Here is a 13,012-nt window from a genome sequence, read left to right as displayed (position 1 = left end):
TCAGTCCTTCAGCACTTGCGCGGCATCGTTGCCGATCAGGATACCGACCTTGTCGCCACGCTCGAAACCGCAGCCGGCGCTGCGTGTGTTCTGCTGGCGAACGGTGAAGTCCTCGCCGCTGTCGAGCTGGACATGGATATGCGTATCGGTGCCGAAATAGACGACGTTCTCGACCGTGCCCGACAAGTCGCCCTTGCTGTTGGTCAGCTTGGCATGCTCGGGCCTCACCACCACGGTGGCGTTGTCCTTGGGCTGGAAGCCTTCGGCAACGGTCGCCTCGATGGTCGTGCCGGATTTGAGCGTCGCGCGCGCCTTGCCGTTGCCGATGCCTGATATGGCGGCGGTGAGGAAGTTGGTTTCGCCGATGAAGTCGGCGACGAAGCGTTCCGCCGGCTTGTCGTAAATATCCCAGGGCGAGCCGACCTGCAGGATCTTGCCCGACGACATCACCGCGATGCGGTCCGACATGGTCAGCGCCTCTTCCTGGTCGTGGGTGACGAAGATGAAGGTGATGCCGGTCTCGTGCTGCAGCCGCTTCAGCTCGATCTGCATCTCCTTGCGCAGCTTGTAGTCGAGCGCCGACAAGGGTTCGTCGAGCAGCAGCACTTTCGGCTGCGGTGCGAGCGCCCGCGCCAGCGCCACGCGCTGCTGCTGGCCGCCGGAAATCTGGCTGGTGCGACGACCGGCGAGTGCCTCCATCTTGACCAGCTTCAGCATCTCGGCGACGCGCGCCTTGATCTCCGCCTTCGGCTTGCCCAGCATTTCCAGGCCAAAGCCGATATTGTCGGCGACCGTCATGTGCGGGAAGAGCGCGTAGGACTGGAAGACTGTGTTGACCGGCCGTTTGAAGGGCGGCAGCGGCGCGATGTCCTGGCCATAGAGCAGGATTTCACCGGCGGTTGGGAAGTCGAAGCCCGCAATCAGCCTTAGCAACGTCGTCTTGCCGCAGCCGGATGGCCCCAGCAGCGTGAAAAACTCGTTCTCGCGGATGGATACCGAGACCGTGTCGAGGGCAGCGACTTGCCCCTCACCTGACCCGAAAATTTTGCTGACGTTTACTACTTCAATCGCATTCCGATCCGGTTTGTCCGGCACGATTACGCCTCACTGTTGACCCCGCTCTTGCTGGCGGAGCTCTTCCCCTGTTCGATGTGACCACATGGCCGGTAGGTTGGCAAGCCCGGCATTGAATCACAGTTCAGTCAGTTATTTTCGGCTAGCAAGCGGCATGCCATTGTCAGGCCTGGTAGGTGATCTTGCCGCCACAGATCGTCGTCACTGGCCGCACCTTGTGCAGATCGGCCGGGGGCGTTTTCTCGATATCCGCCGACAAAACGACCAGATCGGCCATGTAACCGGGTTTCAGCGTGCCCTTGCGGTGCTCGGCGAATTCGGCATAGGCGCCCTCGACCGTGTATGCGGCGAGCGCATCACGCAGCGAAAAGCTCTGGTCCGGGTCGCTCTCTGCCCACGGTTTGCGCAACACTGCCGCCCGAATGCCCAGGATCGGATCGATCGGCGACACCGGCCAGTCCGACGCGAAGACGACATGCGCGCCGGCATCCTTCAGGGTCCGCCAGGCATAGCTCAGCGGCCAGCGCGCCGGCCCGATGCGCGACACCGTCGGCTCCAGCGGAAAATCCATGGCCCCGGGCGGATGCGGCGGTTGCATGGAGGCGATGACGCCGAGTTCGGCGAAACGCGGCACATCAGCGGTGGTGGTGACCTCGATGTGCTCGACCCGGTGACGGCTGTCGCGCTTGCCGTTCGCCTTCTGCGCCGCCTCGTAACCGTCGAGCACCGCGCGTACGGCGCCGTCGCCGATCGAATGCACGGCGATCTGCAGCCCACGCTTGTCGACCGCGACGGCCAGATCGATGAATTGTTGCGGCGTGAACAGAGGCTCGCCCACCCAGTCGGGCCGGTCGGCATAGGGCTCGACCATGACAGCCGTCCAGGAATCGAGCACGCCATCGTAAAACACCTTGACCATGCCCGACGACAGCCATTCGCTGTTGTAGTGTTCGCTCATCGTTGATGCCTTGTCGAGCATGTCGAGCGTCATGAAATTCTTGTAGTGGAACGGGATCTGGACGCGGCAAGGCAAGCCTTCCTCGGCCTCGATCTCGGCCAGCAGCTCGAGCTGATACAGGTTGCCGTCCATGTTCTGGATCGAAGTGATGCCGTGGCGAGCGCACCAGGCGAGCCCGCGCCGCATGATGTCGCGGTCGGCGTCCCGCTCCGCCGCCGTCGGCATCGGGTCCGGCTCGCCGCCCGTCGACAGACCCAGCCGCACCCGGCTTTCGCCGGCAAGGTCGAGCACAGGGCCGAAGGCCTCGCCTTCGCGCAATTCGCCTGCGGCCAGACCATCGTCACCCATGACGATCTCATTGCCCGGACCAAGCGTGCGCCCCTGCAGGATGCCCGCCATTTCGAGCGCCTTGGTATTGGCCCACATGGTGTGATGGTCGGGCGCGGCCATGCAGAACGGGCGATCGGGCAAAATGGCATCGAGATGGTGGCGCGTCACCCGCTCGCTGCCGAGCACGGTGTAGTCGACGCCCTGCCCGACCAGCATCTTCGCATCGGGCCGCGTCGGCGCATAATCGCGGATCGCCTTTTGCAGCGCCTCAAAGCCGTGAATACCCGTGAGCTGAAGGTGGGCAAGTTCAGCCCCACCCGAAAACAGGTGCATGTGGGCTTCGATGAAGCCCGGCACGACAGAACCGCCCTTGGCGTCGATCACCTTGGTGGCCGGTCCCTTGAGCTCTTCGATGGAGGCGCGGCTGCCAATGGCGATGATGGCGCCGTCCTTGACGGCAACGGCCTCGGCAGCGGGATTGTCATCGTCCATGGTCTGAACACGACCGTTGATGACGATCAGATCCGCATTATGACCCGCACCCGTGACAGACATCGCGACTCCGCGCTTTTGACGACTGACTGACACCGACAACCCTCTTGTCCAACGACCTGCCACTCCACCGGAGCGGCGCCATGGGACGAAAAGGATGCCAGTGCGCTGTCTTCGAAATTCCCCTTGTCATCCCGAAAGGCAGCGTGGATAAAGAATGCGACTGATTATTCGCGTTTGTCAACATGCGGAATATGGAATGTATTGTGGACAGCACCCTGCACCTGTGTTGAGACCTGGCGGGGAACGAGGACATCAAGCAGTGAAGCGCAGTCTCGACCGCAAAACCAGGATAGCGCTCGAACCGCGCAAGCAGCCGCGGCAACAACGGTCGAGCAAGGTGGTCGACAGGATTCTCGACGCGGCGCTGATCTTGACGCGGGAGCAAGGAACCAGGACGCCGACGACGCTCGCTATTGCGCAGCGCGCAGGCTTGTCGGTCGGTTCGGTCTACCAGTACTTCCCCAACAAGGAAGCCATTCTTCTGGACCTCGCCCGGCGCTGGCTGTCATCTTTTCCCGAGGTAATCGCCAAGCGCATCAAGGTCTCCCCGCCCACCAACCGCGAAGAGTTTCGGCAGGAAGTGCGCAAGCTCTTCATCGACACATCCAGGCTCTACCTCGAAAACGCCAGCTTGATGCCGGTGATCGAGGCTATTTCAGGCAACGCCGACCTTAGGCCGATCCAGAACGAATATGACGACCAGATCATCGCCCTCTACGCCGCATGGCTGCAGCATGCGAACCCGGCTCTTGAAGACAAGATCGCCAGCCGGCTCGGTGTGCTGATGATGGAGGTCGGGCATGTCTGCCGGCTTGTGGGGCTGAAAAAGGATCGCAGGACATACGACCTGATCGAGGACGATGTGGAAACCATGTGGCTCGCTCTGGTGACACCCTATCTCAACCTTGACTGATTTCGCATTTCGAGAGGAATTCTATGAAGACTGTCTATTCGCCGCTTCATGCTGGCCATGCCGGCCAGATGGAACTGGTCACGAGCGCGATCGTGCCGGGTTTCGAGAAGCCCTCGCGGGCCGAATTCATCAAGGCGCGGGTCGAAAGCGAGAAGTTAGGGCCGATCGTCCTGCCGCTCGAGCATGATCTCGCCGCCGCCAAGCGCATCCACAAATCTGACTACATCGACTTCCTGCCAACGGTCTGGCCGCAGTGGGTGGAAGCTGGCCTCACGGGCACGGCGATGCCCTTCACCTGGCCGACGCGCGGCCTGCGCGGCGACGTACCGCCAAAGCGCGTCGACGCGCTGCTCGGCTATTATTCCTTCGATGCCGGCGCCACCTTCGTCGAAGGCACATGGGCCGCGATCAAGTCGTCCTATGACGTGGCGCTGACCGCCGCCAGCATGGTCAAGGGCGGCGAGACATCCGCCTTCGCGCTCTGCCGGCCGCCCGGCCACCATGCCGGTGCCGGCTTCATGGGCGGTTACTGCTACATCAACAACGCCGCCGTTGCTGCGCAATGGTTCCGCGACCAGGGCGCCAAACGCATCTCGATCCTGGATGTCGACTACCACCACGGCAACGGCACGCAGGAGATATTCTATGACCGTGCCGACGTGCAGGTGCTCAACCTGCATGGCGATCCGATGGTCGAGTACCCGTTCTTCCTCGGCCATGCCGACGAACGCGGCGCCGGTGCAGGCGAAGGCTTCAACATCAATTATCCCATGCCCTTCGGCACCGACTGGGACGCCTGGAACGCCTCGCTGGAGGATGCCTGCGCTAAGCTTGCCGCTTATGCGCCCGATGTCGTCATCGTCTCGCTTGGTGTCGACACGTTCGAGAAGGACCCGATCAGCCAGTTCAAGCTGAAGAGCCCGGACTATCCGAAGATCGGCCGCCGCATCGCAAAACTCGGTCTGCCGACGCTGTTCGTGATGGAAGGCGGCTATGCCGTCGAGGAGATCGGCGTCAACGCCGTCGGCGTGCTCACCGGATTCGAGGATCGGTAAATGCCTGTCGCCCAAAAGTGTGTAGCGGTTTTGGGACAACGACAGGCATAAGCAAAGACGGTCACGACCGGGCGGCAGCGCCGCCCGGCTCTCGCGATCAGGTGGCGGTGCCAACGCTGGGCGTGACGGTTGGCTCGGCCGGTTTGCGCGAGCGGCCGAGATAGTAGACCGCCGCTGCCGCGATGACGCCGGCCGCAAGGATGCCCACCGCCAGAACCGGCCGATACCAGAACCAGGCAATCGCGATCGTCGTCGTGCCGACCAAGATCGCCAGGAAGAAGGCGATGATGCCGGTTCCCATCCGCGCCATGCTGCCGAGGAACGGGATGACGTCTAGGATCACGCCGATCGGGCTGAGGAACAGGGCAAAGCCGATGGTCAGCAACAGCAGGCCGGCGGCGCGCAGCAGCCAGGTGATCAGCGTGTTTGCACTGACCGCCTCGGCGAACATCTTGTCGGCCGGGACAGTGCCGGTGTCGACCATCAGCAACGCATCGCCCGCCTCGGTCTGGTAAGGCTCGAACCGGCTGCCGGCCTGCCGCGCGACGATGCTGATCACACCGAGCGGCGCCAGTTCGTAGCCGATGCGATAGTCACCCAGCGCCGGCGTTGTGGTGTCGGCGCCGAGATAGATCTTGCCGTCGACGATGCTGAGCGGCCTGGTGCCGGTATAGGCGGCCTTGATCGCGGCCGACTGGTCGGGCGACAGCGAATACGCCTTGTCGCCCTCGATGCGATCAAGCACCGGCGTGTCGAGATCGAAGGCGACGAGCTTGCCTTGCGGAATCTGGAAGGTCCGGCTGCGGATCGCCATCGGCGGATTCTGGTGGCCGTCCGGCTTCTTGAAATCTGACGAATCGATCTGGCTGTCGTCCCACACCTTCGAATAGCTGTAGGTGGTCACCGTTTCCTCGCCGCCGCCAAGCTTTTTGGTGGTCTCGGATTTGGACTCTTCCTTCCACTGATACATCTCGGCGCTGCGCGACAGCCGCAGCCCTTGCGCCGCGATGCCGAAATCCGGATCGGCGAGACCGCTGTCCGCCGTCACCGGCCCGCTGACATGCACCAATTTACCGTCATTGGCGGCATCGACGCTGTCGGCATTGGCCGAGACGACGGCGCCGGCCCCTTCGGCCAAAGAGCGCGCCGTCTGCACCGCGCGGCCCTCGTTCCAGAACAGCCCGATCACCATCAGCACCACCAGAAGCAGGCCGAAGATGACCCCGCCGACCGCCCGCTTGATGCGCCCGAACCACGAGACGGATGTAACTTCCTGAAATGAATCGCTCATTGTTCCCCCCGAAACCAAATTGCCACCCCACTGCGTGCCGCCGGGGCGCCCGCCTCTTCAACGTTCCCGAACCTACCGGAATCGACTAGCCGCCGATATGGCCGGTTTGCAATCAGTGAGGACTTTTCGCGTCTCTGTCTTCTGTCCAAGGCGCGAAAATAGACCTCTGAGTCGCACCTGAGTCCACCAGATTCGATTTTGTCAAATCGCGTTTGATGTCGGATTCAACTGCGGGTAGATTAGACCCGAATCAGCCGGTCCTTGGGGGGCGCGGCGACCACCCAAAGTCTCTTGTTCCGGAGTTTTTCCGGCACCAGACGCGGACGGCTTCGCGTTCCCTGAATGGATTCGGATCTGGTTGGCGCAGCCCTGCGCCACGCGTGTGTCTTCGTCAAAGTAATGCGTATTCGGGTTCGGCGGCTGGCTTCCAGCAGCCGGACAGCAGAAACGATTCCGGCCAAAAGCAACAAGAATGAGCAGTCCCGCCGCGCCACTTCAATCCGACACATTGGGCTCGCGCCTGACGTCGCGCGGCGATCTGACCAGCTTTTTCATGCAACTGACCGCCGAGATCGGCGCCGACAGCTACATGCTTGTCGCCATCGTCCACGACCAGGACCGCAACGATGCGCGCATCGTCTCGTCCAACTGGATTTTCGATGCCATCGAGCTGATCGGCAAGCGGCTGATCGCCGGGCTTGCGCAAGGCGCGCTCACCGTCGCGCCCGGCATCCGTCCGCAGCCGCTGGTAGCATCTCAGGCACCCGCAGCAGACGGATTGATCACCGGCGAAGAGGCGCGCCTTCTCGACGTGCTCGGCCATGCCGAAATCTATTCGCTGCGCCTCAATGTCGGCCGCCAGCGCCTGTTCGCCCTGTTCTCGGCGGCGACTGTCGGCGGCATCGACCAGCCGGCGCTGATGCGGGCGCAACTAAAATGCTGCTACGCGCTTTCGCACATCCCGCAATTGATCGCCGCCGCCGCCATGCAGGATCCGCTGTCGGATCGCGAGCGTGAATGCCTGTTCTGGGTTTCCGAAGGCAAGACCACCGACGAGGTCGCCGTCATCCTTGGCGTCTCCTCCAACACCGTCAACAGCTACATCACCCACGCCATCCAGAAATTCGCGGCCAGCAACCGCGCGATGGCCATCGCCACGGCGATCAGGAGCGGCATCATTTGAAACACGCCGATATCAAGGAGGCTGCCGAAGCCCTCTTCAACGAGCAGCGCAACCCGTTCGGCGCCTTCACGCTTGGCTCCGAAACCCATCACGCCGTCACCATTCCCGATGCCGTGCGCCGCTGCCGCTGGATATCAGTCGACATCAACGCCTCGGCCTTCGGCTTGTTCTTTGTCAGCCCCTCGCCCGAACGGGCACGGCTAGTTCCTTGCTTCGATTCCGACTATCCCGGGATCGCCGTGGCGACAAAGTTCATTTCAGGTGCCAATGGCGAGGAGATCGTGCGCCACACCCGCATCTCGACCGAACCGCGCTGGTGGACCGATGACGGTGTCGCCGCCATGGCGGAGATGTTCGGCAATCTCGCCTGGACCGAGCAGATGGCGGCGCTGGCGCCCGGCACCAGCGGCATCGCCTTCCCGGTCCATGCCGATCGCGGCCAATGCGGCCTCGTCGTTTTCCTTGGCTCCGAGATCGCCTTGCCGCAGGACGCCCTCTACGAGATCCACGCCCGCTGCTTTTCGCTGTTCGCCGCCGTCGCCCGCATCCGTCCGGGCGATGCCGGCCGCATGCGCGCCATTTCCAAGCGTGAACTCGAATGCCTGAAGCTGACCGCCAACGGCAACACTAGCGAAGAGATCGCGCGGCTCCTGAAGCTGTCGGTGCACACCGCCAACCAGTATCTGACCCAGTCGACCCAGAAGCTGAACGCCGTCAACCGCAACCAGGCCGTGGCCAAGGCGCTGCGGCTGGGCCTGATCGAATAGGATAATTCGAGGATCGGCCGGCGTCGGCTCGCGATCGACGTCAGCGATAAGCGAGTGGTTCGACCTTTCGGATACGCGCCTCTTCGATCACAGCCTCGAGCAGCGCCGTGTTGTGCTCGGGGTCTTCGCCCGGCTTCTCGAACGACACGTAGTTGACCACCACCGAGGCACCGAGCTCGTCCAGCGTCAGCTGGAAATAGACGGTGACGCCGGGCGGCCTCAGCTCCAGGTCAAGCACGATGCGCGGGCTGCCGCTCCAGTCGACATGCGCCTCACCGCCATGGCCAAGCCGCAGCGTGCCAGGCATGAAGAACAGCTCCACCGCTGAATCGACCAGATCCGACAGGCACGCGAAATGCTCAAGCCGGATGAAGGCGATGTAGTCGGCGACATCGATCAGCCTCAGTTCCCCCACCACCTGCTCGATGGCGCTGGCGACGATGATCTCGCGGGATTTTGCGTGCGGTTGGCGGTTCATGAAATTTGTCTCCGCTCAGCCTTTTTCGAGTAGACGATCCGCACCAGTTCGGCCACGGCCTGGTAGAATTGTGACGGGATAACATTATCGACCGAAACTTGCTTGTACATGGAGCGGGCGAGCGCCACGTCCTCGAAGATCGGGATGTTGTGTTCGCGGGCAATCTCGCGGATTTTCAGCGCCACCAGATCTTGCCCCTTGGCCAGCACCATCGGTGCCGAGTCCTCGTCGCGCACATATTTCAGCGCGATCGAGAAGTGCGTCGGGTTGGCGATGATCAGCGTCGCGCGCGGCACCGCCGTCATCATCCGCTTGCGCGCCCGGTCGCGCGCCAGCGAGCGCAGCCGCGATTTGACGATCGGGTCGCCCTCGGACTGTTTGAACTCATCCTTGACCTCCTGCTTGCTCATGCGCAGGTCCTGCTTCCAGTGGAAGCGCGACCAGACGATGTCGATTGCCGCGATCAGCCCCATGACGAAGACGATCGCCACCAGGATGTCGACGGCGATGCCACGGATGACGAGACCGAAGGCAACCGGATTGGTGATCATCCCGGCAAGCAGCTTGCGGTGGTCTTCCGACAGCGTGAAGATCAGCACGAGGATGGCAAAGCCGACCTTGCCGATGGACTTCGCGAACTCGACGAAGCCCTGGATGCCGAACAGCCTGTTCCAGCCCTTGACGATCGAGATGCGCGAAAATTGCGGCCGGACCCGCTCGCCGACGAATTGCGGCATGTTCTGGAACACCGAGGCGCCGACGCCGGCTACGGTCAGCAGCACGAACAGGCTCAAGACGGCGCGGCCGACTTCGAGGAGGACGATCTTGTAGAGCGCGATGACATCGGTCTCGGTGTCCATCGGCCAGGCTTCCGGCTTCTCCAGGAACATCGACAGGAACATGCCGAGGTCGATGACGGCATCCTTGGCGTAGAAGACGGTGAACACCAGTATGGCGACGAAGGACGCAAGGAGCGCCGTTTCCCGCGAATGGGGCAGTTTTCCCTGTTCGATGGTGTCGCGGATCTTCTTTTCCGTCGCCTCTTCGGTTTTCGAATCCTTGTCGACCGCGTCAGCCATGGCGCGGTCTTAGGCGGCGTTCTGGGTCGAGGGGAGCTCGAAGGCGCCTTCGCGTGACAACCGGATCGTCGTCGTCACGATTGTCTTGCGCGCCGCCGTAATGTCAGCGAGAGGAACTCCTTCCGATCCCTGTCCGAGTTCGGCTTCGATCATGCGCCGCGACCGCGCGCCGATCGCCGACAGCACTGATTCCGCAAGTCCCGCCTGCGCGCCGCGCAGGGCCAGCGTGACCAATTCGGTCGACAGCCCGTCGAACAGCAGCACCCGCGCCTTCTGGGTGAGCAGCGGCAGGTCGTCGAAGGCAAACAGGCGAGCCCGGACGCCATCGAGATCGGGCGTGCCGGCGGCTTCCAGGTCCTGCATGACCTCCTCGAGCAGCGGCTTGTCCAGTTCGTTGAGAACGCTGGCGACGCGCGCCTGCCCGGCCGACGTGTCCTTGGTCGAGGTTTCCGTCAGCACACTGCTGCGCAACCGGTTTTCGACGATCCTGCTGGCGGCTTCCGGAACATTGGCCATCGTCACCATGCGCTTGATGATTTCGCCGCGCGTCGACTTGGTCAACGTCAACAATACGCTCGCCGCCACTTGCGGCGCCAGCTTCGACAGCACCATGGCCGCGGTCTGTGGATGCTCACCGGCCAGGAAGGCGCCAAGCCGCGCCGGCTCGAGCTTTTCGAGCTCGGGCCAGATCGGCGGCGGGCCTTCCGGTGCGACCTCGAATCTCTTGTCGCCCATGATCGCGCTCATCTCTTCGGGCGACAGCGACTCATTGAGGATGGTGTCCATCCTGTCGGCGGAATCGAGCAATCCCGCCCCTTCGGTGAACTCGGCCTCGAACTCGGCGACGATGCGCTCGAGATCGCTTTGCGGAATCGTCCGCAGCAGACGGGCGCCCTCGATCAGCGCCTTCAGTTCTTCCTGCTTGAAGAATTTCAGCAGGCGGCTGGCCGACGGCTTGCCCATCGCCACCAATATGGCGGCCGCCTTCTGCGCGCGGGTCAAGGTCACCGGCGTCGTCATGCCACTCGCCTCTGCTGCCACCGGCAAGCTCCGCAACCCATGTCCTAGGCGCCCTTCGTGCCGGCGATGATTTCGGTCAGCCTGATGCCGAAGCGCGACGGATCGCTTTCCAACACGGTGATCTCGCCGCGCGCGATCTTGCGGCCGTTGACCACGACGTCGACAGGTTCGCCGATGCGGCGATTGAGCGCCACGGTCGACCCCTTCTGCAGCGCCATCAGGTCGGAGACTGGCATCTCGGTGCTGCCGAGGATGATCTGGACATCGACGGGGATATTCATGATGACGCTCGAATTGGCACCTGAAGCGGCCCTGAACGCCGCATCGGGGCGTTGCTCCTCTTCATGCAGGACGCCGCGCAACTCTTCAATGGCACGGTCGAGCTGCTCGTCCGGCTGGTCGAGGTCGGCTTCCACCTTGGTCTTGGCCATGCGTCGTCTCCAAATGTCAGGCGCGGCCGGCAGAAGCCGGCATCAGCGCTTCGATAAAATCCTGCCCGGCATCGTAGGGATGCCTGATTCGGACGGTGTAATTCTGTCCCAGTTTGCCGAACTCGCACACGAATAGCGTCTTGCCGCGCGCGCTGAGGCGTGCCTGCGACTGCGCCGTTTCCTCGAACTCGATGACCTGGCCAATTTCAAAACCGGCAAGGTCGCCGAGTGTCAGCCGCGCCAGCGGCATGGTGGCCTCGAGTGCCACCGTGGAGCGCATCACTTCTTCCGAAAAGCGCGCGCGCCAGCTGGCTCCCTGATCGTTCTCGCCGGCGGCGACGGCACTGTCCCGGCTGGCCAGCACGACACGCTGCGGCATCGTCACGGTGACGGTGCCGCTGTCGGCCGGCGTCGAGATGCCAAGGACGATGCGGATCGCCGCGCCGTCGCGCAGCACGTGCCGCTTCGCCTCGGTGCCCGACATTGCCCGCGGCGCCGGCAGGCGCAGGTCGAGCGAGCGCTTTCCCGATCCATTGAGGGCCTGCGCGACCTGCTGGAACACCATGGTCGAGACATCGATTTCGATCTGTGACAGATCGCGCTCGATTGGCGACACCGGCAGATCCGGATCGCCGCCGAACAGCGTGCAGACCATGATCGCGATCGCCGGTGCATCGATCACCAGGGTCATCGCATCGGAGGACACGGACGAGCCGACGACGGTCAGGGCAAACGTGTCGCCGGCGCGCGAACGCGCCTCGGGAACGCGGCTAACCTGTATCGCTTTGAGATCGACAATGACCGGAACGCCAAGCTCACCGGTCAGGCCTTTCTGCAGCAGCGGCACGGCGCGCTCGGCCATGGCCCGCCCAGCGTCGATGACCTGGGCGGCTTCGCCGCTGTCGCCGACCAGGCGCTCGATGATCAGCGAGCGCGCTTCCGCTGGGCTGCCCGGACTGGTCATGACAGTGCTGGGACCGATCTGTCGCGCATCGTTCAGGCGGCCTTCTTTTCGACGGAGCCGGTGTTCATCGTGCTCTGCTCGACGGCGTCGATCGTCGGCCGTTCATAGGACGAGATCGTCTTGCGGCCGAACTCGATCGCCACCTGCGGCAGCGCGCCGTTCATGTAGGCCAGCAGCGTCTGCTTGACGATGATGTAGAGGCGGTTGTTCTTCTCGCGCACCGTCTTGATCTTGGTGGCGACGGGTCCGACCACCGCGTAGGACAGGAAGATGCCGAGGAAGGTGCCGACCAGGGCCGCGCCGATCAGGCCGCCGAGGATTTCCGGCGACTGGTCGAGCGCACCCATCGCCTTGACCACGCCGAGCACGGCGGCGACGATGCCGAGCGCTGGCAAGCCGTCCCCGACCGCCACCATTGCGTGATAGGCCTTCATCTTGTCGGACTTGATGGTCTGGATTTCCTCGTCCATCAGCGCCTCGATCTCGTGCGAGCGGGCATTGCCGATAATGATGATGCGACAGTAATCGCAGATGAAATTCGTCAGATCGTGATTCTTGAGTACGGTCGGAAAGGCCTGGAAGATCGCCGATTCCTCGGGATTGTCGATATGCGCCTCGACCTCGCTGCGCGACTTCGAGCGCAGTTCGCGCATCAGGCTGTGCAGCACGCCCAGTGTTTCCAGGTAGTTCTGTTCCTTCGGCACCGCCTGCTTGAACGCCTCGAGGATGGCCTTGCCGGTATCCTTGACCGTCTTCATCGGATTGGCGACAAGAAACGTGCCGAACGCGGCGCCGCAGATGACCACGGCTTCCCACGGCTGGACCAGCACGTGAAGATGGCCGCCCATGGCCATGAAGCCGCCAAGGACGCAGCCGAGCGTAACCACCAGTCCAATCAGAATGCCCACGAAAGG

13 protein-coding genes are annotated in these 13,012 nt (G+C 63.1%); 4 read left to right on the top strand and 9 right to left on the bottom strand.

Annotated elements, in window-relative coordinates:
- Together C8D77_RS03780 and C8D77_RS03775 are read right to left on the bottom strand one after the other, a co-directional pair.
- Positions 1-1,095 carry an ABC transporter ATP-binding protein gene (locus C8D77_RS03780; protein WP_109659436.1) on the bottom strand — a complete coding sequence of 365 codons (1,095 nt, stop codon included), beginning with the start codon at positions 1,093-1,095 and terminating at the stop codon, positions 1-3.
- Between the two features lie 142 nt (positions 1,096-1,237).
- Positions 1,238-2,917 carry an amidohydrolase gene (locus C8D77_RS03775; protein WP_109659433.1) on the bottom strand — a complete coding sequence of 560 codons (1,680 nt, stop codon included), beginning with the start codon at positions 2,915-2,917 and terminating at the stop codon, positions 1,238-1,240.
- Positions 2,918-3,176: 259 nt separating this feature from the next.
- Here C8D77_RS03775 and C8D77_RS03770 point away from each other — a divergent pair, with 259 nt between their 5' ends.
- Both C8D77_RS03770 and C8D77_RS03765 read left to right on the top strand, forming a co-directional pair.
- A complete protein-coding gene (locus tag C8D77_RS03770) occupies positions 3,177-3,830 on the top strand; it encodes a TetR/AcrR family transcriptional regulator (protein ID WP_109659431.1) in 654 nt (217 codons plus the stop codon).
- A 23-nt stretch (positions 3,831-3,853) separates the two neighbouring features.
- A complete protein-coding gene (locus C8D77_RS03765; protein ID WP_109659429.1) occupies positions 3,854-4,885 on the top strand; it encodes a histone deacetylase family protein in 1,032 nt (343 codons plus the stop codon).
- Between the two features lie 97 nt (positions 4,886-4,982).
- Here C8D77_RS03765 and C8D77_RS03760 read toward each other — a convergent pair whose 3' ends face one another.
- Positions 4,983-6,176: a TMEM43 family protein gene (locus C8D77_RS03760; RefSeq protein WP_109659426.1), complete on the bottom strand. Its 1,194-nt coding sequence runs from the start codon at positions 6,174-6,176 to the stop codon at positions 4,983-4,985.
- A gap of 472 nt (positions 6,177-6,648) precedes the next feature.
- Between C8D77_RS03760 and C8D77_RS03755 the strand changes: the two genes are divergently transcribed.
- Both C8D77_RS03755 and C8D77_RS03750 read left to right on the top strand, forming a co-directional pair.
- A complete protein-coding gene (locus C8D77_RS03755; RefSeq protein ID WP_109659424.1) occupies positions 6,649-7,359 on the top strand; it encodes a helix-turn-helix transcriptional regulator in 711 nt (236 codons plus the stop codon).
- On the top strand, positions 7,356-8,126 hold the full coding sequence (locus tag C8D77_RS03750) for a helix-turn-helix transcriptional regulator (RefSeq protein ID WP_109659422.1): 771 nt from the start codon (positions 7,356-7,358) through the stop codon (positions 8,124-8,126). Before C8D77_RS03755 ends, C8D77_RS03750 begins: the two co-directional genes overlap by 4 nt.
- A 40-nt stretch (positions 8,127-8,166) precedes the next feature.
- Here C8D77_RS03750 and C8D77_RS03745 read toward each other — a convergent pair whose 3' ends face one another.
- The 6 genes from C8D77_RS03745 to motA are packed head-to-tail and all read right to left on the bottom strand — an operon-like array spanning position 8,167 to position 13,006.
- Positions 8,167-8,604: a hypothetical protein gene (locus C8D77_RS03745; RefSeq protein WP_109659420.1), complete on the bottom strand. Its 438-nt coding sequence runs from the start codon at positions 8,602-8,604 to the stop codon at positions 8,167-8,169.
- Positions 8,601-9,683, bottom strand: coding sequence for a flagellar biosynthesis protein FlhB (flhB, locus tag C8D77_RS03740; RefSeq protein ID WP_056582589.1), 1,083 nt, complete (start codon positions 9,681-9,683; stop codon positions 8,601-8,603). The genes C8D77_RS03745 and flhB overlap by 4 nt, the downstream gene beginning before the upstream one ends.
- 9 nt (positions 9,684-9,692) lie before the next feature.
- Positions 9,693-10,703: a flagellar motor switch protein FliG gene (locus tag C8D77_RS03735; RefSeq protein WP_109659418.1), complete on the bottom strand. Its 1,011-nt coding sequence runs from the start codon at positions 10,701-10,703 to the stop codon at positions 9,693-9,695.
- A 44-nt stretch (positions 10,704-10,747) separates the two neighbouring features.
- On the bottom strand, positions 10,748-11,134 hold the full coding sequence (fliN, locus tag C8D77_RS03730) for a flagellar motor switch protein FliN (RefSeq protein WP_023761675.1): 387 nt from the start codon (positions 11,132-11,134) through the stop codon (positions 10,748-10,750).
- A gap of 16 nt (positions 11,135-11,150) precedes the next feature.
- Positions 11,151-12,098 (bottom strand): FliM/FliN family flagellar motor switch protein, encoded by a 948-nt coding sequence (locus C8D77_RS03725; RefSeq protein WP_109659416.1) that lies wholly within the window; start codon positions 12,096-12,098, stop codon positions 11,151-11,153.
- 32 nt (positions 12,099-12,130) lie between these two features.
- Positions 12,131-13,006 carry a flagellar motor stator protein MotA gene (motA, locus tag C8D77_RS03720; RefSeq protein ID WP_109659414.1) on the bottom strand — a complete coding sequence of 292 codons (876 nt, stop codon included), beginning with the start codon at positions 13,004-13,006 and terminating at the stop codon, positions 12,131-12,133.
- Positions 13,007-13,012 lie beyond the last annotated feature (6 nt).

It is taken from the genome of Mesorhizobium loti, assembly GCF_003148495.1.
Lineage (GTDB): Bacteria > Pseudomonadota > Alphaproteobacteria > Rhizobiales > Rhizobiaceae > Mesorhizobium > Mesorhizobium loti.
Note: the sequence above shows the minus strand (reverse complement) of the source record. Positions and strands in the feature narration are given on the sequence as shown.

What these genes read in the sequence shown, in the direction of transcription:
- C8D77_RS03755 (WP_109659424.1), top strand. Translation starts at nt 6,649, where the DNA reads ATGAGCAGTCCCGCCGCGCCACTTCAATCCGACACATTGGGCTCGCGC.
- flhB (WP_056582589.1), bottom strand. Translation starts at nt 9,683, where the DNA reads ATGGCTGACGCGGTCGACAAGGATTCGAAAACCGAAGAGGCGACGGAA.
- C8D77_RS03745 (WP_109659420.1), bottom strand. Translation starts at nt 8,604, where the DNA reads ATGAACCGCCAACCGCACGCAAAATCCCGCGAGATCATCGTCGCCAGC.
- C8D77_RS03775 (WP_109659433.1), bottom strand. Translation starts at nt 2,917, where the DNA reads ATGTCTGTCACGGGTGCGGGTCATAATGCGGATCTGATCGTCATCAAC.
- C8D77_RS03765 (WP_109659429.1), top strand. Translation starts at nt 3,854, where the DNA reads ATGAAGACTGTCTATTCGCCGCTTCATGCTGGCCATGCCGGCCAGATG.
- C8D77_RS03760 (WP_109659426.1), bottom strand. Translation starts at nt 6,176, where the DNA reads ATGAGCGATTCATTTCAGGAAGTTACATCCGTCTCGTGGTTCGGGCGC.
- C8D77_RS03735 (WP_109659418.1), bottom strand. Translation starts at nt 10,703, where the DNA reads ATGACGACGCCGGTGACCTTGACCCGCGCGCAGAAGGCGGCCGCCATA.
- C8D77_RS03725 (WP_109659416.1), bottom strand. Translation starts at nt 12,098, where the DNA reads ATGACCAGTCCGGGCAGCCCAGCGGAAGCGCGCTCGCTGATCATCGAG.
- fliN (WP_023761675.1), bottom strand. Translation starts at nt 11,134, where the DNA reads ATGGCCAAGACCAAGGTGGAAGCCGACCTCGACCAGCCGGACGAGCAG.